This window comes from Cupriavidus sp. OTU4054 (genome assembly GCF_038440175.1).
Classification (GTDB): domain Bacteria; phylum Pseudomonadota; class Gammaproteobacteria; order Burkholderiales; family Burkholderiaceae; genus Cupriavidus; species Cupriavidus pauculus_D.
Genome location: NZ_JASATF010000007.1, coordinates 112,069 through 133,632 on the forward strand (window position 1 = coordinate 112,069; position 21,564 = coordinate 133,632).

The following is a 21,564-nucleotide window of genomic DNA, read 5'->3' on the forward strand; positions in this document are numbered from 1 at the left end:
CATGCGAATCGCACATTTCTTTATCGATCGGCCGCGCTTTGCCACGGTGGTCAGCTGCTTCCTCACGCTGATCGGCCTCGGCGCGATGTTCGCGCTGCCCGTGGCGCAGTATCCGGAGATCGTTCCGCCGACGGTGCAGGTCACGACCTCGTATCCGGGGGCGTCGGCGGAGACGATCGCCCGCACCGTGGCCACGCCGCTGGAGCAGCAGATCAACGGCGTCGAGGACATGCTGTATCTGAGCAGCCAGTCCACCGGCGACGGCCGGCTCACGATCACCGTCACGTTCCGCATCGGCACGGACCTCAACGTCGCGCAGAACCTGACGCAGAACCGCGTGCAGAACGCGCTGCAGCGCCTGCCGGAAGACGTGCAGCGGCTCGGCGTGCAGGTGCGCAAGTCCACGCCAAGCATCCTGCTGGCCGTGCACGTGTTCTCGGGCGACCATTCGCGCGACACGCTCTATCTCTCGAATTACGCCACGCTGCATATCCGCGACGTGCTGGCGCGGATCGAGGGCGTGGGCGACGTGCAGTTCCAGGGCGGCCGCGAGTACGCGATGCGCATCTGGATCGATCCGGACAAGGCCGCCGCGAACAACCTCAACGCGAGCGAGATCCTGTCCACGCTGCGCGCGCAGAACCTGCAGGTCTCGGCGGGCGTGCTGAACCAGCCGCCGACGCCTTCCGCCGAGGCGTACCAGATCAACGTGGAGGCGCGCGGCCGGCTGGCCACGCCGAAGGAGTTCGAGGACATCGTGCTCAAGGCCGATGCGCAGGGCCGCATCACGCGTGTCCGCGATATCGGCCGCGTGGAAGTCGGCGCGGCGGACTATGGCTCCACGTCGTTCATGGATCGCGACGATGCCACGGCCATGCTCATCTACGCGCAGCCGGGCGCCAACTCGCTCGATGTCGAGCACAAGGTGCTTGCGGCGATGAAGGAGCTGGAGAAGGACTTCCCGAAGGGCGTCGAGTACAAGATCATCTACGACCCGACGATCTTTATCGGCAAGTCGGTCGATGAAGTGGTCGTGACGATCTTCGAGGCCATCGTGCTCGTGGTCGCCGTGGTGTTCCTGTTCCTGCAGAACTGGCGCGCGACGATCATTCCCGTCGTGGCGATTCCCATCTCGCTGCTCGGCTCGTTCATCGTGCTCTATGCGTCGGGCATCTCGCTGAATAATCTTTCGCTGTTCGGGCTCGTCCTGGCGGTGGGGATCGTGGTGGACGATGCCATCGTCGTGGTGGAGAACGTCGAGCGGAATATCCAGTCGGGGATGTCACCGTTCGACGCCGCGCACCGCACGATGGACGAGGTAGGCGGCGCGCTGATCGCCATCGCGCTGACACTGTGCGCGGTGTTCGTGCCCGCCGCGTTCCTCAGCGGTATCACGGGTCTGTTCTTCCGGCAGTTCGCGGTGACCATCGCGGCAGCGACGGTCATCTCGTGCGTGGTCTCGCTGACGTTGAGCCCGGCGCTGTGCGCGGTGCTGTTCAAGCACCACACCCCGCACGATGCCGCCCACAAGAGCCGCGCGCGCCGCTGGCTCGATGCTGGCTTCGGGCGCTTCAACAAGGCCTTCGACCGCATGTCGTTCGGCTACGGCAACGTCACGCGCCGCCTCGCGCGCGTGCTCGGTGTCGTGCTGGCCGTGTATGTGGGGCTGATCGTGCTGACGGGCGTGCAGTTCTCGCGCACGCCCACGGGCTTCATTCCCGAGCAGGACCAGGGTTACCTGATCACGATCGTGCAACTGCCGCCGGGCGCCTCGCTGGAGCGCACGGAGAAGGTCGTGCGCCAGGTCATCGATATCGCGCTGTCCACGCCGGGCATCGAGCACGCGGCACCGTTCGTCGGCCTCGACGCCACCACGAGCACGGTCGCGTCGAACTCGGGCACGGTGTTCACGGGCCTGCCGTCGCTGTACAACCACCACATTCCCGGTGTCGATGCAAACACGGTGCTGGCCGACCTGCGCAAGCGGCTGTCCGTCATCAAGGACGCCTACGTGCTGACGATTCCGCCGCCGCCGGTGCAGGGCCTCGGCAGCGCGGGCGGCTTCAAGCTGATGCTGGAAGATCGCGCGGGGCTCGGTTCGCAGGCGCTCGTCGATGCGGCCAAATCGCTGGTCGCCGCGGCGAACAAGGATCCGGCGTTCGCGGGTGCGTTCACGCTGTTCAATGCGGGCTCGCCATCGTTCTTCGCTGACGTGGATCGCGTCAAGGCCGAGAAGGTCGGCCTCAAGCCCACCGACGTGTTCTCGACGCTGCAGGTCTACCTGGGCTCGCAGTACGTGAACGACTTCAACTATCTGGGGCGCACCTATCAAGTGATTGCGCAGGCCGACGGGCGGTTCCGCCGCACCGCGGAGGACATCACGCGGCTCAAGGCGCGTAACGTGTTCGGCGACATGGTGCCCATCGGCACGGTGGCCTCGGTAGAGACGACGACCATTCCGTACCGTGTGCCGCGCTACAACCTGTATCCGGCGGCCGAAGTGCAGGGCGCCGCCGCGCCGGGCGTGGCCTCGGGCACCGCGCTGCTGCGCATGGAGCAACTGGCGCGCGAGGTACTGCCGCGTGGCATCGGCTTCGAATGGACCGAACTCGCGTTCCAGCAGCAGCAACACGGCACGCCCACGGCGCTCGTGTTCGCGGCGGCCGCGCTGTTCTGTTTCCTCGTGCTCGTGGCGCAGTACGAAAGCTGGCGGCTGCCGATGGCCATCATCCTGATCGTGCCGATGTGCATCCTGGCGTCGGTCACGGGGCTGCATCTGCGCGGCATGCCGATCGACATCCTTGCACAAATCGGCTTCGTGGTGCTGATCGGGCTAGCGGCGAAGAACGCGATCCTGATCGTCGAGTTCGCCCGGCAGCGGGAGGACGAAGGCGAGAGCTCGCCGATCGAAGCGGCTGTGCATGCGGCGCGTACCCGCCTGCGGCCGATCCTGATGACGTCGCTCGCGTTCATTCTCGGCGTGGCACCGCTGACGATCGCATCGGGCGCGGGCGCCGAAATGCGGCAGTCGCTCGGTACCGCGGTGTTCTTCGGCATGCTCGGCGTGACCTGCTTCGGTCTGTTGTTCACGCCGGCGTTCTATATCTTTATTCGCAAGTTCGGTCGTCGGAGGCACGCGTGAAGCCCGATTACAAACTCACCCCGCGCGCGGTGGTCCTCGCCGGTCTGATCCTGGCGGGCTGCGCGGTCGGGCCCGACTACGTGAAGCCGCGGGCGGACCTCGCGCCGTTCCATAGCACTGCGGGGGCAACCGCAGCCGCAGCCGCGGCACCGGTCAACCTCGACACATGGTGGACCGGCTTCGACGACCCGATGCTGGTCACCGTGATCGAGCGCGCGCTGGCGCAGAACCTCGACCTCGCGGCAGCGCTCGCACGGGTCGAGCAGGCCCGCGCGGTGGCGCAGGCCGCCGGCGCGGAACTGCTGCCGACGTTCGACCTGTCCGCATCGGCCGCCGCGCAGCGCCAGAGCCTGCAAAGCCCGTTCGGCACGCTCGCGCAGACGTTCCCCGGCTTCGACCGCAACCAGCGCCATTACACGGCGGGCGCGGTCGCCAGCTGGGAGATCGATCTGGCCGGCGGCTTGCGGCGCGGCGCCGCCGCCGCGCGCGCGGAGGCGGAGGCCGCTTCTGCCGACCACGTCGGCACACGCGTGACCGTTGCCGCCGATGCCGCCGATGCCTATCTGCAGGTGCGCGGCTATCAGTCGCGGCTGGCGGTGGCGCTGGACCAGATCCGCACCGACGAGCGGCTGCTCGACCTCGTGCGCGAGCGGCGGCGATATGGCGCGGCGGACGACAGGCAGGTCGCGCAGGCGGATGCGCTGCTGCGGCAGGCCCGCGCGACCGTGCCGCTGCTGCGCATCGGGCTGGAGGCGCAGCTCAACCGCCTCGACGTCCTGATGGGCGTGCAGCCCGGCACGTATGCCGCCGAACTGGCCCCGCCCGCGCAGGACGCGGTCCGCATTCCGTCGCCACCGGGCATTGCCGGCGCAACGGAGCCGCTCGAGATGCTGCGCAGGCGTCCCGACGTGCTGGCGGCGGAGCGTCGCCTTGCGGCGTCCAACGAACGCATCGGGGCGGCCCTGGCCGATTACTACCCGAAGCTCTCGTTGTCGGGCGCGCTGGGCTTCGACAGCATCACGACCAACGGGCTGTTCTCGGCACGGTCCTTCCAGCCGGTGGGCACGGCGGGCCTGCGCTGGCGGCTGTTCGACTTCGGCAAGATCGATGCCGAGGTCAAGCAGGCGCGCGGCGGCTACGCGGAAGCCCTGGCCGGTTACCGGCAATCCGTATTGCGCGCCGCGGAGGATGTGGAGAACGCGATGACGTCGATGGCGCAGACGGCGGAGCGGCGACAGGAGCTGCAGGCCGAAGTGGCCGCTTTGCAACGGGCGCGCGAGTTGTCGGAGCAGGCCTATCGCCTGGGCGCCATCACGCTGACCGACGTCCTCGATGCGGACCGGCAACTGCTGGTGGCGCGGGACGGCGAGGACGAAGCGCGCACCAATACGAGTCGCGCCGCGGTCACGCTGTTCCGGTCGCTGGGTGGCGGCTGGACGGTGCCACCGGCAAACCCGGCACCCCCGGCCGCCATCGCACGCGATTGACGGGAAGGTGGTACAGTCGCGCATGTGGAAAATGATCGTCATCTAAATAACGATACATGATGGCGAAGCAATCGCGAGGGTGAGGGAAGATGGATCGGCTGCAGGCGATGGAAGTATTCGCGCGCGTGGTGGAAGCGAACAGCTTCTCCCGCGCCTCCGATTCCCTCGACCTCTCGCGCACGTCGGTCACCACGATCGTCAAAAGCCTGGAAGCGCATCTGCGCACCCCGCTGCTGCAGCGGACCACGCGCAAGCTCAAGCTCACGCCCGAGGGCGCCGAGTACTACGAACATTGCGTGCGCATCCTCGCCGAGATCTCCGAGACCGAGGCGGCCATGGCGGGCGCGGGGAGGGGGCCGCGCGGCAAGCTGCGCGTCGACATGCCCGCCACCATCGGCAAATGGCTGGTCACACCGCAGCTGCACCGCTTTCACGAGCTATACCCCGATGTCGAATTGATCGTCGGGTATGGCGACAAGCTCGTCGATCTGATTCAGGATGGCGTGGACTGCGCGATCCGCGTGGGCGAACTCCAGGACTCCACGCTGATCGCGCGCCGGCTTGCGGACATGCCGACGATTACGGTCGCCAGTCCGCACTATCTTCATCGTCGTGGCATGCCCCGCACGCTCGAGGATCTGGACCGGCATATGGCCATCCACTACATCTCGAGCAAGACCAACCGCGCGATACCGCTGAGCTTCACCGTCGAGGGCCGCATCGTCGAAGTCCCGGTACCCGGCAAGCTCGGCTTCAACGATGCCGATGCGTACGTCGAGTGCGGACTGACCGGTACCGGCATCCTCCAGCCCCCGCGCTTCATGGTGGGCGAGCATCTGCGGTCGGGCGCGCTCGTCGAAATTCTGCCCCAATGGCGGCCGCGCACGCTGCCGATCTCCGCGATCTATCCGCAAAGCCGGCACCTCGCGCCCAAGGTGAGGGTGTTCGTCGAGTGGGTGCTGTCGTTGTTCGAAGCCTCGCCGCTATTTGCCGCGGAGGCCGCGCGCCCTCGCAGCGCGGGCACTGCGGGCACTGCGGGCACCGGGGGCGCTGCGGGCGCTTACGGCCTGGCGGCCGGCGCGCTGGCGCCGCTGCCGGATTGAGACTGCTTCGATTTGCTCCCGCCTTGCTTCGTTCGGCCGTGTTTGGGGGTCGCCCCGGAAGTGGCGCCCGCATTCGTGCCCGGATGATTGCTGTCGATCGGGTGCGCGCCGGCGCCGCCCGAGCCTTGCGAGATGCCCGGGCCCGTGCTGTCCGGGGTGGCCGCGCGCTGGTTGTCGCTCGCGGCCAGTGCCGTTGACGCGGCCAGCGGCGCGAAGAGCAGGGTGACCGCGATCAGCGATCCGGCGATGAGGGTGGGCACGCGTGGTTTCATGACTTCTCTCCTGTCGGTTTGCTTTCCTGTCGTTCCTTCGCAAGCGGTATGCCCGGGCAGAGCCCGTCGCGAGGCCGCGGGGCTTGTCGAAATTGCACGTGCACCGTGTAAGGGCAACCGCCATCGGCAACTATTACCAGCGCGCCTCGCGCGTCCGCCGCAGGGATGAGACAAGGGGGGAGACATGGTTCGGATGTGTCGTGCAAGAACCATCCTTCTTTTCCGGGCGGGCGCACACCGGCGTCGCTAGCATGATAGCGACGCATGCAGATTCTGCACGCGCAGATGTTGCCCGGAGGATCATTCATGACGCGCGCTGTCCCCACCGCGCTCGCGCTGCTGGTCGCGAGTCTTGCCGCAGCGGGACGCCCTTCCGTCGCGCATGCCGAGATTCCGGCGCCCGCGGTGCATGTCGCGTTCGGCCGCGATTACTCGCACGACATCAACAAGTACGAGATCGGGTTCCAGTTCGACTCGGGATTCAACTGGGGCAATCCGCAGGGCTGGCAGACCACGCTCTATTGGGAGTTCGATCTCGCCCAATGGCAGGCGCGTTATGGCACACCGCGACAGAACGTCGTGGAGGGCGGCTTCTCTCCGCTGTTCCGTTTGCAGAAGCGCGGTGGTTCGTGGGAGCCGTTTATCGAGGGCTCCGTGGGCATCCGGATCATGAGCCATTCGAGTACATCGCCGCAGCACAACTACAGCACCGCATTCCGCTTCACGGAGACGATCGGCTTCGGTGTGGCATTCGGCCCGCGCAACGCGGCCGAGCTCGGCATGCGATTCCAGCATCTGTCCAACGCGACGATCAAGAAGCCGAACCCGGGCACGGACTTCATCACGGGTTTTTTCAATTACCGCTTCTAGCACCTTCTCGTGCGTTCCCGTGCGGCCTTAAGAAATCCCAAATACTGCACTGCAAAAAACTGAGCGATGTAACAGGAACTCGCCTGTATCCTGCTTCTCGAATCGTTGATCTACGATAGGGAACGCCAGCATGGAAGTCGTGAAGCGCTTGATCCTTGAAAACCGGGCGTGGGCCAGCGAGATGTTGGCCCGCGATCCCGAAGGCTTTGCTCGCCTGTCCGCGGGACAGGCACCCGCCGTACTCTGGATAGGCTGCTCCGACAGCCGCGTCCCGGCCGAACTCATCACGAATGCGGCCCCTGGCGATTTCTTCGTTCACCGCAATATCGCCAACCTGGTGGTCGAGCACGATCCCAGTCTCATGAGCGTGCTCCAGTACGCGGTGGAAGTGCTCAAGGTGGACAACATCATCGTCTGCGGCCATCGCGGATGCGGTGGCGTGCGCGCGGCGCTCGCCCGCGTCCCCGAGTTGCCGCATGTCGACGCGCGGCTCGATTCGCTGCGGCAGGTCTATCGCCACCACTGCCGCGAACTCGACGCATTGCCCGATGACGATGCGCGCGTGGAGCGCCTCGTCGAACTCAACGCCGTGGCGCAGATCGAGCGGCTCGCGGCGCTGCCGCTGATCCGCCAGGCCTGGGACAGCGGCCGGCCGCTGCAGCTCCACGCATGGGTCTACGACCTGCATACCGGGTTGCTCGATCAGCGGCATTCGATCGCGCCTTCGCCGGTGTCCGCGCTGGCCGCCTAGCACCCGCCGGAAAGCACCCGCCGGAAAGCACCCGCCGGAAAGCCCCCATTCTCGCTGCGTTCTTCCCTGCCGCGCGTGTCGTAAGGCCCGCGCGAGGGGAGGCGCTCGTCCGCGATTTCCCATTCGCCTTCTTTTTCATTCCATGCGCCCCCTCATGACTACGCCCTATACGCGCCATCTCGCGCATGACATTCCCGCCGGTATCGTCGTGTTTCTCGTGGCCTTGCCGTTGTGCCTCGGCATTGCGCTCGCGTCCGGTGTGCCATTGCTCGCGGGCCTGCTTGCCGGCGTGATCGGCGGTCTGCTGGTCGCGGTGCTGAGCGGCTCGCAACTGAGTATCAGCGGGCCCGCCGCCGGGCTCGTCGTGATCGTCATCGAGGCCATCGCCTTGCTGGGTGGTTTTGCGGGCTTCCTGACCGCGGTCCTCGTGGCCGGCATCCTGCAACTCGTGCTCGCAAGGCTGCGCGCGGGCGATCTCGGAGCCTACGTACCGTCGTCGGTGATCAAGGGCATGCTGGCCGCGATCGGCCTGATGCTGATCGTCAAGCAGATTCCGGTGGCGCTCGGGCACGCGTCGTTCGCGGCGTTCGATAGCCGCATTCCCGACGATGCCGGGCTGGCCGACGTCTTCGCCCAGGCGAGCGGCGCGGTTTCCGGCGGCACACTGACGGTAGCGGCCGTATCGCTGGCCCTGCTCGCGATCTGGGAGATGTCATGGGTGCGTACGCAGCGAGCCTTGCGCCATGTGCCCGGACCGCTCGTCGTGGTGATCTGGGGCGTGCTGTATCAGCTGGTGACGACGCATGCCACGCTGGATCTCGCATTGGCGGACGAGCACCTCGTGCAGCTGCCGGCCATCGACGGACTGGCTTCGCTCGGTGCGCAACTCGTGCAGCCGGACTTCTCGCAGTTCGCCAACCCGGCGATGTATCGCGTGGCCATCACGCTGGCCATCGTGGCGAGCCTGGAGACGCTGCTCAGTGTCGAGGCCGTCGACAAGCTCGACCCCATGCGCCGCGTGGCGCCGAGCAATCGCGAACTCTACGCGCAGGGGGCGGGCAATATCGCGGCGGGCCTCGTCGGCGCGCTGCCGCTGACGGCCGTGATCGTGCGCAGTTCGGCGAATATCAACGCGGGCGGCCGCACCAAGGTGTCGGCGATCGTGCACGGCGTGCTGCTGCTCCTGAGCGTGCTGTTCCTGTCGAGTGCGCTGCGCTGGATTCCGCTCGCCGCGCTATCCGCGATCCTGCTCCACGTCGGCTACAAGCTCGCGAAGCCCTCGCTGTTCGCCGCCGCGTGGCGCGAGGGTCCGTCGCAGGCGGTGCCGTTCATCGTCACCGTCGCGGCCATCCTGGCGACCGACCTGCTGATCGGCATCGCCATCGGCATGGCGGTCGGCATCGCCTTCACGCTGCGCAGCAATTTTCATAGCGCGCTGTCGCTGACGCGCTACGAGGACTGCTATCTGCTGCGCATGCACAAGGATGTGTCGTTCTTCAACAAGGCGCGCCTGCGGCATTTGCTCGCGCGCGTGGCCCCCGGCAGCAAGCTGATCATCGATGCGAGCCGTTGCGCGTTCATCGATCACGATATCGAGGAGACCATCGCGGACTTTCAGCGTAGCGCGCGCCTGACGAAGATCGACGTGACGTTCCGCGCCATGCCCGCGCGCGGTATACCGCCGGCCGTGGCGGCGGCCATCGGGACCTGAAGGGTGGAAGTAAATCGTTGTGAATCGGCGGGTGGCGGATAAGGCCGTCCGCCATCCTTGCCGATTGCAACGGTTAACAGACCTAAAAGCGCGAGCTCTGTTAACGTGTGCGAGGGCGCGGTCATGGCCGGATGTGGCCGCGCGTTTGAACCGACGTTTGAACCGATACAGGAGTCAGTCCATGCCCACGAACGAACCAGCCCTGTTTACTCCCACGACGATCGGCGCGATCGAGGTGGCGAATCGCATTGCCATGGCCCCGCTGACGCGCTCGCGCGCGGACATGAACGGGGTGCACTCGGACCTTGCGGTCGAGTATTACCGGCAGCGCGCTTCGGCGGGGCTCATCATCAGCGAAGCCACCAATATCTCGCGCCAGGGGCGCGGTTATGCGTTCACGCCGGGGATCTATACCGAGGCCCATGTCGCGGCGTGGCGCCGCGTCACCGATGCGGTGCACGAGGCTGGCGGCAAGATCGTCTGCCAGCTCTGGCACGTCGGCCGCATGTCGCACTCGTCGCTGCAGGAGAACGGCCAGCCGCCGGTGGCACCGTCCGCGATCCAGGCAGGGGAACTGGTATTCCTCGAAACCAGCACGCAGGATCGCCCATCGATGCCGCGCGCACTGGAAACCGCCGAGATTCCGAAGCTCGTCGATGATTATCGGAACGCCGCGCGCCGCGCGAAGGAAGCCGGTTTCGACGGCGTGGAAGTGCATTCGGCCAACTGCTACCTGCTCGAGCAGTTCCTGCGCGACAGCACCAACAAGCGCACCGACCAGTACGGTGGCTCGATCGAGAATCGCACGCGCTTCCCGGTGGAGGCCATCTCCGCGGTGGCCGAGATCTGGGGCCCGGACCGCGTGGGCGTGCGCCTGTCGCCGATTACCCGCGCGGTAGGCGATACGCCGCTCGACAGCGATCCGCAGGCGCTCTATGGCTACTACGCGGAGCGGCTCGGCAAGCTCGGCATGGCCTACCTGCATTGCATCGAAGGGCAGACGCGCGGCGACAACGCCGCGAGCGCGTTCGACTTCAAGGCCCTGCATGCGTCGTTTGGCGGCAAGTACATCGCCAACAACAGCTACAACCGCGAAATGGCCATCGAGGCAGTGGAGTCCGGCCACGCGGACATGGTCGCGTTCGGCCGGCCGTTCATCGCCAATCCGGATCTCGTCGACCGTCTGCGCCGCGACGCGCCGCTCGCGTCGCCCGACCAGTCCAAGTTCTATGGCGGTGGCGCGGCCGGCTATACGGACTACGAGACGCTCGACGCCTGACGTCCGGCATCGGGTGCGGCGGGTGCGGAGGGGGTGCGGCGGGCGAAGTTTCGGCCCCCGGGTTGGGGCAAGGCGATGCGTCAGTGTAGGGAAAGTGGCTATATCAAATAGTCTGGAATGGATATCCAGAGTAACGCCAATTCGCCCTATAGTTGTGCGTCATCTCCTTTGCCACACTTTTCTCCATGGGATTCGATCCAACCCATTCGCTGGGCAGCGACGCGTTGTTCGCGCGCTCCTGGCCCAAGCTCGACGAAACGGAAGCCGCCGCCCTCGCAGCGCAGGCGTTCGGCGTATCGGGCCATGCGACGCTGCTCACGAGCGAGCGCGACCAGAACTTCCGGATCGACGTCCCCGGCCACGCCGGATACGTGCTCAAGATCACGCATCCGGCGGAAGACGTCGGCGTGACCGACTTCCACACCGAGGCGCAGTTGCACCTGATGCGCGCCGACGCGACGCTGCCGATCCCCCAACTGATCGCCACGCGCGACGGCGCCAGCGTGTTCTGGCGCGAGGGGGGCGGTGGCCGGCAGGCCGTGCGGCTGATTACGTTCGTTCCCGGCGTTCCGCTATACAAGGTGGCACGCAGCGCCGCCCAACGGCGCGCGCTCGGCGCCGCGCTCGCGCGCATCGACCTCGCACTGGGCAGCTTCTCCCACACGCATGCGAACCACCGGTTGCTATGGGACCTCCAGCATCTGGCGCAACTGCGGCCGCTGCTGGCGTGCATCGACGATCCCGCTCGGGGGGCGCTTGCACAGCGGTTCCTCGACCGCTTCGAACTGCGCGTGGCACCCGTGCTGACGACGCTGCGCCGGCAGGTCATCCATAACGATCTGAACCCCTACAACGTGCTCGTCGATACCGGCGACCACGACCGCGTGGCCGCGATCTTCGATTTCGGCGATATGGTCGAGGCGCCGCTCGTCCACGAGATCGCGGTGGCGGCGGCCTATCAGCTGGCCGACGCAGCGGACCCGCTCGTCACCGCGGCAGAATGTATCGGTGCCTATCACGCGCGCCTGCCGCTGACGGAGCCCGAAATCGCCTTGCTGCCCGATCTGATCGCGGCGCGGCTGCTGACGACGGTGCTCATCACATCGTGGCGCGCGCGCGAGCATCCGGAGAACAGCACCTACATCCTGCGTAACAGCGGCCTGTCGTGGAACGGTCTTGAGCGGCTCGAAGCGATGGGCATGGATCAGGCCCTGCAATCGCTGCGCGCGGCGCTGGCTTCCCCGAACGATCACACCCCGAACGATCACACCCATTCCGAAGTCGAGGATATTCATGAGTAAGGACAAGGCGATGCTCAACGCATTCGATCCGTCGCGGGCCAGCGAGCTCGCCGAAGCGGATCGCGCGCTCGTGGCGCGGCGCCAGCAGCTGTTGTCGCCGGCCTATCGGCTGTTCTACGACGAGCCGCTGCATATCGTGCGTGGCGAGGGTGTCTGGCTCTACGACAATACGGGCCGGGCCTACCTCGACGCCTATAACAACGTGGCGTCGGTCGGCCATTGCCGCCCCGAAGTCGTCGACGCCATCGCGCGGCAGGCCAGCGTGCTGAACACCCATACGCGCTATCTGCACGAAGGCGTGCTGAACTATGCCGAACGGCTGCTCGCCACGTTCCCGGCGCCCCTGTCGCAGGCCATGTTCACCTGCACGGGCAGCGAGGCCAATGACCTCGCGCTGCGGATCGCGCGCCGGCACACGGGCGGGGAGGGCGTGATCGTGACGCGCCTCGCGTATCACGGCGTGACGACGGCGATCGCCGAGATCTCGCCCTCGCTGGGCAAGGCCGTGCCGCTTTCTCCGGCCGTGCGCGCGGTCCCGCCCCCCGATGCGTATCGCGAGGATGCCGCCACCGTGGGCCAGCGCTTTGCGCAGTCGGTCAGGGAAGCGTGTGACGATCTGCTGCGCCATGGCATCCGGCCGGCGGCGCTGATCGTCGATACGCTGTTCACGAGCGACGGCGTATTCGCCGATCCCGCGGGGTTTCTGCGTGAAGCCGTCGAGGTCGTTCGCGCCGCGGGCGGCATCTTTATCGCCGACGAGGTACAGGCGGGCTTTGCGCGCACGGGCTCGTGCATGTGGGGCTTCCAGCGGCACGGCCTCGTGCCCGATATCGTGACGATGGGCAAGCCCATGGGCAACGGCCATCCGATCGCGGGCGTGGTCGCGCGCCCTGAAGTGGTCGAGGCGTTCGGCCGCGAGGCGCGCTATTTCAATACCTTCGGCGGCAATCCGGTGTCGTGCGCGGCCGCGCTCGCCGTGCTCGACGTCATCGGGAAAGATGGGCTGCAGGCCAATGCCGCGCGTATCGGCGCGCAGTTGCGCGAGGGGTTCCGCGCACTGGCGCGACGGCACGACCTGATCGGCGATGTCCGTGGCGACGGCCTGTTTCTCGGCGTCGAACTCGTCCGCGACCGCGCCACGCAAGCAGCGGCGACGGCCGAGACCGCGCAGGTCGTCAACACGATGCGGCGCAACGGCGTGTTGATCAGCACGACGGGCATTCTCGGCAATGTGCTGAAGATTCGCCCGTTGCTGCCCTTTACGCCGGAGAACGCGGACCTGCTGCTGCAGACCGCGGACGAGGCGCTGCGCGGCGTGTAACCATCGGTCGCCGGCCCCGGTCAGCGCCGCGCGGCAGGTTTCCCCACGACGGTGCGCTCGACGGCGCGCCTGAGGCTCGTCACGCCGCGGGCGATCTCGCCCTGCGGCACGCCGCCGAAGCCCAGCACGACGGACCGGTCTTCGAGATCGGGCCGCTTGGCCGACCCCGCGCCGATAAAGCGCGGCACGCCAAGCACGAGTTTCTCTTCGTTGGCACGCTGGTGCAGCACGCCGGTGTCGAGCGGCAGGTTGAAGCGCATGAACAGATGCAGCCCCGCGCGCGCTTCGGAAAGCGTGATCGCATCGCCGAACGCGTGCGACAGCGAGGTGCGCAGCAGCTGCTGGCGTTCGCCGTATTCCACGCGCATACGGCGGATATGCTGCGCAAAATGACCCTCGTCGATATAGTCGGCCAGCGCGGCCTGGATATGCAGTTGCCCCGGCCGATAGATCCGCGCGCTGGCGCTTGCGAATTCGCGTGCCAGATGCGCGGGCACGACCAGGTACCCCAGCCGGATGCCCGCGAACATGGCCTTGCTGAACGTGCCCACGTAGATCACGCGCGCATCGCTATCGAGCCCCTGCAACGATGGCAGCGGCGTGCCGTCGTAGCGGAACTCGCTGTCGTAGTCGTCCTCCATGACCCACAGGTTGTGATCGCGCGCGCCCTGCAGCAGCTCGAGCCGCCGCGCGAGCGGCATCACCACGCCGGTCGGATACTGATGCGAGGGACTCGTGACCACGAGCCGTGCATGGCGGGGCACATGGCTTGCCGCCAGCGACAGTCCGTCCGCATCGACGACGCCGGCGCCGATATGCATGCCCGCGGCGGCCAGTACGGTCGGAAACGCCCAATGGCACGGGTTCTCGATCACGGCCATATCGCCGGGGTCCGCAAGCATGCGCGCGCAGAGATCGATCGACTGGTGCGTGCCCGCGGTGATGATCACCTGTTCCGGGTCGCAAACGACCGAACGCGAAATCTTCAGATAGCTCGCCACCGCCTGCCGCAGGGCGGGAAGGCCACCGCCGTCGGCGGCATAGCCGGCCAGCGCGAGATCGCCCTTGCCGATATGGCGCGAGACGAGGCGCCGCCACAGGTGAAACGGAAACAGCGAGGCGTCGGGCACGCCCGGCACGAACGCGCCGTGGAATTGCTGGAGGCCGCTCGGCAACGTGCCGATCATCGCGCCGCGCTGGGACAGCGCCATGGTGTGGCGCGCATGGCTCGCTTCGGACTTGCCCGCAAGCGGCAGTTCCGTCGTGGCCGCGACGAACGTGCCGCTGCCGGTGCTGGCGGTGAGGTAGTTCTCCGCGATCAGGCGGTCGTAGGCGAGCGAGACCGTGATGCGCGAGACGCCGAGTTCCTGCGCGAGCGCGCGCGACGACGGCAGTTTCTGGCCCGCGACAAGCGAATGCTCGAGCACCGCGCGACGGATCACGTCGTAGATCTGGCGCTGCATGGGCACGGGATTCGCTTCGGACAATGCCTGCGAAAGCAGGTCGGTCAGCAGGACGGCACGCACAAGTGGCTCTATTAAATTAACACATATGGATATATAGGCTATAGCCACCGGTTGCTATAGTCAATCGGACCCCCGGAACCGGGGACGATCAACGCATGGCGCGCCCGACAAGGACGCACGGAGGAATAGGGATGGACATCTCGGCATCAAGGCAGCCTTATCGAGCGGCCGCCGCGGCATTTTTCGGCACCATGATCGAGTGGTACGACTTTTTCATTTACGCGACGGCTTCGGCGCTGGTGTTCGGCGATGTCTTCTTCTCCAACGCGGACCACTTCGTCGGCACGCTCGCCGCGCTCGGCACGTTCGCCGTGGGGTTCGTCGCGCGGCCGGTCGGCGCGATCATCTTCGGGCACCTGGGCGACAAGGTGGGCCGCAAGCGCTCGCTGATCGTGACGCTGCTGCTGATGGGCATCGCGACGATGGTCATCGGCATGCTCCCGTCGTACCAGTCGATCGGTGTCATGGCACCGATCCTGCTGATCGTGCTGCGCCTGCTGCAGGGCGTGGCCGTCGGCGGGGAGTGGGGCGGGGCCGTGCTGATTGCCGCCGAGCACGCGCCGCCGAAGCTGCGCACGTTCCTGGCCGCGGCGCCGCAGTACGGCAGCCCGGTCGGCCTCGTCATCGCCACGTCGATGTTCGCGGCCGTGTCGTCGCTGCCCGATGCGGACTTCAAGAGCTGGGGCTGGCGCATTCCGTTCCTGTTCAGCGGCGTGCTCGTGGTGGCCGCGCTGCTGATTCGCCGCAGCGTCAACGAGAGCCCGGAACTCGAGGCGCATCGCGAGCGCATGGCCAAGGCACGCCACGTGCAGGAGGTCGCCCCGCTGCGCAATATCTTCGCGCGCTACAAGACGCGCCTGCTGCTGGGCATGGGCCTGTCGATGCTGGGGATCTCCGGCTTCTATTTCATCACCACGCTGATGATCACGTTCACCACGACGTATCTGCACGTCGCGCGTCCGGACATCCTCAGGGTGGGTACCTACACGGGGATCGTCGAGTTGCTGAGCTTCCCGATCGCGTCGTATATCGCCACGCGCATCGGTGAACGCCGCACGATCGCGATCGTCGCGGGAGCCGCCGTGCTGTGGGCCGCGCCGATGATGATGCTGGTGATGACCGGCAATATCGCGAACATCGCTATCGGCATCCTCGTGGCGACGGTGTTCATCGGCGCATACTATGCGGTGCTCGCGCCGTTCCTGCCCAAGGCGTTCCCGATCGACGTGCGCTATACCGGCATCTCGCTGAGCTTCCAGCTGTGCGGCGCGCTGTTCGGCGGTACCACGCCGCTGCTCGGATTGTGGATTGCCGAGCGATATGGCCTGCACTGGGCGCCGCTTGCCTTGCTGTTCGCGGTGATCGCCGGCGCGACGTTCCTCGGCGCGGTGCTGATTCCGCACGAGCCACAGACCGAAACGGATGCCGACCCCCGGACGGCGGCGGACGCCGCGCCCGGCATGGCCGTGCGCAACGCCTGAACATCGCGTACAGATCAACGAATCGGAGTATCAGATTGTCAGCCTCCTTGACGGAATCCGACGTCCAGCCTTCCACGGCACAGCCGAGTGCCAAGCCCTTTGCCACCCCGCGCGCGCAGGCGCCCGTGCCCGATCCACTGCCCGATCCCCTGCGCGCGCGCATTATCGACGCCGTGGAGCGCGGCTTCGGCGCGCAGACCGAAATGCTGCGCCAGCTCGTGCGCATCCCGTCGCAGCGGGGCGCCGAATCGGCGGCGCAGGACTTTATGGCGGCGGCCTATCGGCAGCGCGGCTGTGCGGTGGACCACTGGCGCATCGATATCGACACCATCCGCCATCTGCCGGGCTTTTCGCCGGTGGCGGTGTCCTATGACAACGCCTACAACGTGGTCGGCACGCATCGCGGCCGCACGCAGGCGGGCCGCTCGCTGATCATCAATGGCCATATCGATGTCGTGCCGGTCGGCCCGCTCGACAAGTGGACCATGGACCCGTATGGCGGCGATATCCACGACGGCTGGCTATATGGCCGCGGTGCCGGCGATATGAAAGCCGGATTGCTGGCCGGTGTGGCGGCGCTCGATGCGCTGCGCGCGGCGGGGCTGCAGCCGGCGGGCACCGTGCATCTGCAATCGGTGGTCGAAGAGGAATGCACGGGCAATGGCGCGCTGGCCTGCCTCGCGCGCGGCTATCGTGCCGATGCGGCATTTATCCTTGAGCCGTTCGAGCCCAAGCTCATGCGTGCGCAGGTGGGGCCGATGTGGTTCCAGGTGCAGGTTGAAGGGGATCCCCAGCACGCGTCGGCATTTGCGGGCGCGGGCGCCAATGCGATCGAGAAGGCGATCTTCCTGATCGGCGAGCTCAAGCAGCTGGAAGTCGAGTGGAACGCGCGCAAGGCGCAGACGCGTTACTACTGCAATCATCCGCATCCGATCAACTTCAACCTCGGCAAGATTGCGGGCGGCGACTGGGGATCGAGCGTGCCCGCATGGTGCCACTTCGATATGCGCGTGGCCGTGTATCCGGGGCAGAGCCTGGCCGACGCGCGCGCGGAAATCGAGGCATTCATTGCCGCCGCAGCCGCCAAAGACGCGTTCCTGGCCAGGCATCCGCCGCGCATCGTGTACCACGGCTTTATGGCCGAGGGCTATGCGCTCGAGGATGCCGAGGATGCGGAAGCCGTGCTGCGGTCGAGCCACGAGCGCGTCTTCGGCCGCGCGCTCGAGGAACATTCGACCTCGGCCGCGACCGATGCGCGGTTCTTCGGGCTTTATGCGGATACGCCAGCCATCGTGTATGGCCCGCTGTGCAAGATGCCGCACGGCTTCGACGAAGCGGTCGACCTCGACTCGCTGCGTCGCGTCACGCAGACGCTTGCGTTGTTTATCGCGGGGTGGTGTGGCGTGGAGCCGATCGAGGCTTGACGGATCACTGGACTACAGCACGCCCTGTTCGCGCAGGGCGGCGATCTCCGCCTCGCCAAGGTTCAGGCATTCGCGTAGCACCTCGTCCGTGTGCTGTCCCAGTGCGGGCGGCGCATGGCGTAATTGCGTCGGCGTGTCCGAAAACCGCAGCGGACTCGCGGCCGTGCGGATCCGATCGACGGGATCGTGCGCCGGACGCTCGCCCTCGCGATACCGGTGCTGCTCGACCGCCAGCCCGCGATGGCGCACATGTTCATCCGCAAAGGCCTGCCCGATATCGTTGATCGGCCCGCACGGTACGGCATTGGCCTCGAGCACGTCGATCCACGTGGCGGTGGTACGCGCGCGCGTGATCTCGCTCATCATCGGAATCAGCGTCTCGCGATGCGTGACGCGTGCCGAGTTCGTACGGTAGCGTTCGTCGCGCGCCCAGTCGGTGCCGGCCACCTCGCAGAAGCGCGCGAATTGCCCGTCATTGCCGATGGCCAGCAGCATGCGCCCATCCTGCGTGGGAAAGTCCTGATAGGGCACGACACTTGGATGCGCATTGCCCTGACGCCGGGGCACGGTGCCCGAGTTCAGGTAACCGGCCCCCTGATTCGCCAGCACGGCCATGGCGACATCGAGCAGCGCGATATCGAGAGACTGGCCGCGGCCCGTATGGTGACGCGCCTCGAGCGCACCAAGAATCGCGGTGGTCGCGTACATGCCCGTAAACACATCGATCACTGCCACACCGACGCGCATGGGCCCGGCACCGGGATCGCCATCGGCCTGGCCCGTGACGCTCATCAGCCCGCTCATGGCCTGCATCAGCAGGTCATAGCCGGGGCGCGCGGCATACGGGCCGGTCTGGCCGAAACCCGTGATCGAGCAATAGATCAGTCTCGGATTGAGCGCGCTCAGGGTCTCGTAGTCGAGTCCGTAGCGCGCCATGCCGCCGGTCTTGAAATTCTCGATGACCACATCGCTCTGGCTGGCGAGTTCGCGGATCAGCCTCTGGCCCTCCGCCGTGGCCATATCGACCGTGACCGAGCGCTTGTTGCGGTTGCAGGCGGCGAAATAGCTGGCCTGCGAACTGGGGCCGTCATCGCCCGAGAGATACGGCGGGCCCCAGCGCCGCGTATCGTCGCCCTCGCCGGGCTTCTCGATCTTGATGACATCGGCGCCCATGTCGGCAAGATTCTGCGTGCACCAGGGACCCGCCAGCACGCGCGACAGGTCGAGCACACGCACGTGGCTCAGGGCGCCGGTCTGCCGGGACGGGGCCGGCATCAAACCGGATCCCAGCAGAACACATCGGCCGAGCGATCCATCGGCACGAACGAGGCACGCAATGCCGGCATGCCATGGTCGGCAATAAACTCCGGCGTCCAGCCTTCGCCCCGATGCACCGAGCGCAGGGGCCGCGGCTGGCTCATGACGAAGATCTCGTTGTTGCGCACGGCAAAGACCTGCGCATTGACGTCGGCGGCGGCATCCGACAGCAGATAGACGGCCAGCGGCGCGATCTTGGCCGGCGTCATCTGCTGGATCTTGGCCACGCGCGCCTGCTGCTCCGGCGTGTCCGTGGGAATCGAGCCGATCATGCGGCTCCACGCAAACGGCGCGATGCAGTTCGAACGCACATTGAACTTCTGCATATCGAGCGCGATGCTCTTCGACAACGCGACGAGCCCGAGCTTGGCCGCGCTGTAGTTGGCCTGCCCGAGGTTGCCGATGAGCCCCGAGGTCGACGTCATATGCACGAACGCGCCGGACTCCTGCTCCTTGAAGTGGGGCGCGGCCGCGCGGCTCATGTAGTAGCTGCCATACAGATGCACCTGAATGACGGCATCCCACTCGTCGTTGCCCATCTTGTGGAAGAAGCGGTCGCGCAGAATGCCCGCGTTGTTGACCACGCCATCGATGCGGCCAAAGCTGTCGAGCGCGCATTCGATGATGCGCGCCGCGCTATTGGCGGTCGCCACACTGTCCGTGCTGACCGTGGCGCGGCCGCCGGCCTCGCGGATTTCACGCGCAACGGCTTCGGCCGGGCCCATGTCATGACCTTCGCCGCTGGTCGAGGTGCCGAGGTCGTTGACGACGACATTCGCGCCCGCCGCGGCCATCGCCAGTGCCATATCGCGGCCGATCCCGCCACCGGCACCGGTCACCACCACCACCTTGCCTTCCATCATCTGCGCCATGCTTGTCTCCTTGTCTCGTTGTCGGGTGCCTGGGGCTCGGCGTTTCAGGCCGGGGCGAACACCGGCACGGGCGGGCCGCCCTCGGTCTCGGCGAAGCGCACGCGGACGCGCTGGCCGATCCTTACGCTGTCGAGGTCCGTATCGACGATATGGGTCATCATCGTCACGCCTTCATCGAGGCGGACATAGGCGATGCAGTACGGTTGCGGGCCGGCACGGCGCGTGATGCTGTACGAGTAGATGTCACCGAGGCCGGAGGCCGTCTTCCATTCGGTATCGCCGAGGCAGAACGGGCAGAGCGCGCGCGGGTACCAGTGCGGCTTGCCGCAGGCCTTGCAGTGGCGCACGAGCAGCTGGCCTTCGCGTGCTGCCTGCCAGAACGCCTTGTTGTCGGGCAGTTCGTCGGGGGCCGCGTGGGCCATGGGAACGTAGGGCGTCGTCATGTGGGATCGGTGACCTTGGTTATTCACGTTCGAGAATCAGCGTGGCGGAGCCATGGCGCGACCCCATGTAGCCGCCCGTGCCCTGCACGAGGGCCAGATCGCAGTTCGGTACCTGCACGGCGGCGTGGGCCTCGCCACGCAACTGGCGCACGGCCTCGATGACCTTGGTAATGCCGCCGCGATTGGCCGGATGGTTGTTGCACAGGCCGCCGCCGTCCGTATTGAACGGCAGCTTGCCGACGCCGGAGATCAGGTTGCCGTCCATCACGAACCTGCCGCCTTCGCCCTTGGCGCAGAAGCCGAGGTCCTCGAGCTGCATCAGGACCGTGATCGTAAAGCTGTCGTAGATCGAGGCGTACTTGATATCGGCGGGCCTGACGCCGGCTTCCTCGAACGCCGCCGCGCCGGACACACGGGCGGCGGACCACGACAGGTCCACCTCGCCGCCGAGCTGGCCCTTGACATGCTCGCCCGCGCCGATCACGCGAATCCTCGGGCGATGGAGCCTGCGGGCAATCTCGGGGCGCGCGACAATGAGCGCGCCGCCCCCGTCGGACACCACACAGCAGTCCAGGCGGTGCAGCGGATCGGAGATCATCGGCGAGTTCAGCACGTCCTCGACCGTCACCACCTCGCGCAGCATCGCGTTGGGGTTGTGCTGCGCATGCTGCGATGCGGCGACCTTGATCCATGCGAGCTGCTCGGACGTGGTGCCGTATTCGTACATATGGCGTTGCGCGACCATGGCATACAGGTTCACGGTCACGGGGTTGTAGGGCGCCTCGAACGGCTGGTCGGGCAGGTTGGCGCCCCAGTTGCGCGCCTGCGTGCCGCTCGAGCCCTCCGAACGCGGACGCCCGGCCAGCGTGATCAGCGCCACGTTGCACTTGCCCGCGGCAATGGCCTGCGCGGCGTGCGAGACATGGGCGATATACGACGAGCCGCCCATTTCGGTGGAATCGACGTGGCGCGCGCGGATGCCGAGGTAGTCGACCATATTGACCATGCCGAGGCCCGGCGCGTCGCCGGCGCAGAAATAGCCATCGACATCGGCGAGGGTCAGGCCCGCGTCCTCGAGCGCGCCTCGCGCGCATTCGGCGTGCAGCTGGGGCACGGTCTTGTCCGGGGCCTTGCGTGTGGGGTGTTCGTAGGCACCCACAATATAAGCACTCGCTTTAGAAGCACTTGCTTTAGAAACACCTTCGTGACGGGTCATCGATGTTGGCCTGATGTTCGAGGGAATGTGGCCATTCTAGGAGCGTGG

General features: G+C 66.7%; 17 protein-coding genes. 11 read left to right on the forward strand and 6 right to left on the reverse strand.

Going from position 1 to position 21,564, the window contains the following annotated elements; genetic code table 11:
* Position 1 precedes the first annotated feature (1 nt).
* The 3 genes from AAHB16_RS11125 (at position 2) to AAHB16_RS11135 (ending at position 5,732) form a co-directional block, all read left to right on the forward strand.
* Complete coding sequence (locus AAHB16_RS11125; protein WP_342050871.1) at positions 2-3,142, forward strand: efflux RND transporter permease subunit; 3,141 nt, start codon at positions 2-4, stop codon at positions 3,140-3,142.
* The gene (locus AAHB16_RS11130) at positions 3,139-4,629 is read left to right on the forward strand and encodes an efflux transporter outer membrane subunit (protein WP_342050872.1); all 1,491 of its coding nucleotides are present in this window, start codon (positions 3,139-3,141) and stop codon (positions 4,627-4,629) included. Before AAHB16_RS11125 ends, AAHB16_RS11130 begins: the two co-directional genes overlap by 4 nt.
* 89 nt (positions 4,630-4,718) lie before the next feature.
* On the forward strand, positions 4,719-5,732 hold the full coding sequence (locus tag AAHB16_RS11135) for a LysR substrate-binding domain-containing protein (protein WP_342050873.1): 1,014 nt from the start codon (positions 4,719-4,721) through the stop codon (positions 5,730-5,732).
* Here AAHB16_RS11135 and AAHB16_RS11140 read toward each other — a convergent pair.
* Positions 5,690-6,004, reverse strand: coding sequence for a hypothetical protein (locus AAHB16_RS11140; RefSeq protein ID WP_342050874.1), 315 nt, complete (start codon positions 6,002-6,004; stop codon positions 5,690-5,692). The genes AAHB16_RS11135 and AAHB16_RS11140 overlap by 43 nt on opposite strands.
* Positions 6,005-6,310: 306 nt before the next feature.
* On the opposite strand from AAHB16_RS11140, the gene AAHB16_RS11145 reads away from it, so the two are divergent.
* The 6 genes from AAHB16_RS11145 to AAHB16_RS11170 all read left to right on the forward strand — a co-directional run bounded on the left by AAHB16_RS11145 (position 6,311) and on the right by AAHB16_RS11170 (position 13,237).
* The gene (locus AAHB16_RS11145; RefSeq protein WP_150374200.1) at positions 6,311-6,874 is read left to right on the forward strand and encodes an acyloxyacyl hydrolase; all 564 of its coding nucleotides are present in this window, start codon (positions 6,311-6,313) and stop codon (positions 6,872-6,874) included.
* Positions 6,875-7,004: 130 nt separating this feature from the next.
* Positions 7,005-7,625 (forward strand): carbonic anhydrase, encoded by a 621-nt coding sequence (locus tag AAHB16_RS11150; protein WP_342050875.1) that lies wholly within the window; start codon positions 7,005-7,007, stop codon positions 7,623-7,625.
* Between the two features lie 154 nt (positions 7,626-7,779).
* On the forward strand, positions 7,780-9,336 hold the full coding sequence (locus AAHB16_RS11155) for a SulP family inorganic anion transporter (protein WP_342050876.1): 1,557 nt from the start codon (positions 7,780-7,782) through the stop codon (positions 9,334-9,336).
* 181 nt (positions 9,337-9,517) lie between these two features.
* A complete protein-coding gene (locus AAHB16_RS11160; protein WP_150374203.1) occupies positions 9,518-10,615 on the forward strand; it encodes an alkene reductase in 1,098 nt (365 codons plus the stop codon).
* Positions 10,616-10,800: 185 nt separating this feature from the next.
* The gene (locus tag AAHB16_RS11165) at positions 10,801-11,916 is read left to right on the forward strand and encodes a phosphotransferase (RefSeq protein WP_342050877.1); all 1,116 of its coding nucleotides are present in this window, start codon (positions 10,801-10,803) and stop codon (positions 11,914-11,916) included.
* Positions 11,909-13,237, forward strand: coding sequence for an aspartate aminotransferase family protein (locus tag AAHB16_RS11170; RefSeq protein WP_342050878.1), 1,329 nt, complete (start codon positions 11,909-11,911; stop codon positions 13,235-13,237). The genes AAHB16_RS11165 and AAHB16_RS11170 overlap by 8 nt, the downstream gene beginning before the upstream one ends.
* 20 nt (positions 13,238-13,257) lie before the next feature.
* On the opposite strand, the gene pdxR is transcribed toward AAHB16_RS11170, so the two are convergent.
* Positions 13,258-14,763 (reverse strand): MocR-like pyridoxine biosynthesis transcription factor PdxR, encoded by a 1,506-nt coding sequence (gene pdxR / locus AAHB16_RS11175; protein ID WP_342050879.1) that lies wholly within the window; start codon positions 14,761-14,763, stop codon positions 13,258-13,260.
* 131 nt (positions 14,764-14,894) lie between these two features.
* Between pdxR and AAHB16_RS11180 the strand changes: the two genes are divergently transcribed.
* Both AAHB16_RS11180 and AAHB16_RS11185 read left to right on the forward strand, forming a co-directional pair.
* Positions 14,895-16,244, forward strand: coding sequence for an MFS transporter (locus tag AAHB16_RS11180; protein WP_150374207.1), 1,350 nt, complete (start codon positions 14,895-14,897; stop codon positions 16,242-16,244).
* Positions 16,245-16,369: 125 nt separating this feature from the next.
* Positions 16,370-17,668 carry an ArgE/DapE family deacylase gene (locus AAHB16_RS11185; protein ID WP_342050941.1) on the forward strand — a complete coding sequence of 433 codons (1,299 nt, stop codon included), beginning with the start codon at positions 16,370-16,372 and terminating at the stop codon, positions 17,666-17,668.
* A 12-nt stretch (positions 17,669-17,680) separates the two neighbouring features.
* On the opposite strand, the gene AAHB16_RS11190 is transcribed toward AAHB16_RS11185, so the two are convergent.
* The 4 genes from AAHB16_RS11190 to AAHB16_RS11205 are packed head-to-tail and all read right to left on the reverse strand — an operon-like array spanning position 17,681 to position 21,516.
* Positions 17,681-18,943 carry a CaiB/BaiF CoA transferase family protein gene (locus AAHB16_RS11190; protein WP_342050880.1) on the reverse strand — a complete coding sequence of 421 codons (1,263 nt, stop codon included), beginning with the start codon at positions 18,941-18,943 and terminating at the stop codon, positions 17,681-17,683.
* The gene (locus AAHB16_RS11195) at positions 18,943-19,857 is read right to left on the reverse strand and encodes an SDR family NAD(P)-dependent oxidoreductase (protein ID WP_342050881.1); all 915 of its coding nucleotides are present in this window, start codon (positions 19,855-19,857) and stop codon (positions 18,943-18,945) included. Before AAHB16_RS11195 ends, AAHB16_RS11190 begins: the two co-directional genes overlap by 1 nt.
* Positions 19,858-19,901: 44 nt before the next feature.
* Positions 19,902-20,300 carry a Zn-ribbon domain-containing OB-fold protein gene (locus tag AAHB16_RS11200; protein ID WP_150374210.1) on the reverse strand — a complete coding sequence of 133 codons (399 nt, stop codon included), beginning with the start codon at positions 20,298-20,300 and terminating at the stop codon, positions 19,902-19,904.
* Between the two features lie 19 nt (positions 20,301-20,319).
* Positions 20,320-21,516 carry a thiolase domain-containing protein gene (locus tag AAHB16_RS11205; RefSeq protein WP_150374211.1) on the reverse strand — a complete coding sequence of 399 codons (1,197 nt, stop codon included), beginning with the start codon at positions 21,514-21,516 and terminating at the stop codon, positions 20,320-20,322.
* Positions 21,517-21,564 lie beyond the last annotated feature (48 nt).

Excerpts from the sequence above, each read along its gene's own strand:
- AAHB16_RS11150 (WP_342050875.1), top strand. The coding sequence starts at position 7,005 with ATGGAAGTCGTGAAGCGCTTGATCCTTGAAAACCGGGCGTGGGCCAGC.
- AAHB16_RS11135 (WP_342050873.1), top strand. The coding sequence starts at position 4,719 with ATGGATCGGCTGCAGGCGATGGAAGTATTCGCGCGCGTGGTGGAAGCG.
- AAHB16_RS11140 (WP_342050874.1), bottom strand. The coding sequence starts at position 6,004 with ATGAAACCACGCGTGCCCACCCTCATCGCCGGATCGCTGATCGCGGTC.
- AAHB16_RS11170 (WP_342050878.1), top strand. The coding sequence starts at position 11,909 with ATGAGTAAGGACAAGGCGATGCTCAACGCATTCGATCCGTCGCGGGCC.
- AAHB16_RS11160 (WP_150374203.1), top strand. The coding sequence starts at position 9,518 with ATGCCCACGAACGAACCAGCCCTGTTTACTCCCACGACGATCGGCGCG.
- AAHB16_RS11125 (WP_342050871.1), top strand. The coding sequence starts at position 2 with ATGCGAATCGCACATTTCTTTATCGATCGGCCGCGCTTTGCCACGGTG.
- AAHB16_RS11145 (WP_150374200.1), top strand. The coding sequence starts at position 6,311 with ATGACGCGCGCTGTCCCCACCGCGCTCGCGCTGCTGGTCGCGAGTCTT.
- AAHB16_RS11195 (WP_342050881.1), bottom strand. The coding sequence starts at position 19,857 with ATGGCGCAGATGATGGAAGGCAAGGTGGTGGTGGTGACCGGTGCCGGT.
- AAHB16_RS11165 (WP_342050877.1), top strand. The coding sequence starts at position 10,801 with ATGGGATTCGATCCAACCCATTCGCTGGGCAGCGACGCGTTGTTCGCG.
- AAHB16_RS11200 (WP_150374210.1), bottom strand. The coding sequence starts at position 20,300 with ATGACGACGCCCTACGTTCCCATGGCCCACGCGGCCCCCGACGAACTG.
- AAHB16_RS11205 (WP_150374211.1), bottom strand. The coding sequence starts at position 21,516 with ATGACCCGTCACGAAGGTGTTTCTAAAGCAAGTGCTTCTAAAGCGAGT.
- AAHB16_RS11180 (WP_150374207.1), top strand. The coding sequence starts at position 14,895 with ATGGACATCTCGGCATCAAGGCAGCCTTATCGAGCGGCCGCCGCGGCA.
- AAHB16_RS11190 (WP_342050880.1), bottom strand. The coding sequence starts at position 18,943 with ATGCCGGCCCCGTCCCGGCAGACCGGCGCCCTGAGCCACGTGCGTGTG.
- AAHB16_RS11155 (WP_342050876.1), top strand. The coding sequence starts at position 7,780 with ATGACTACGCCCTATACGCGCCATCTCGCGCATGACATTCCCGCCGGT.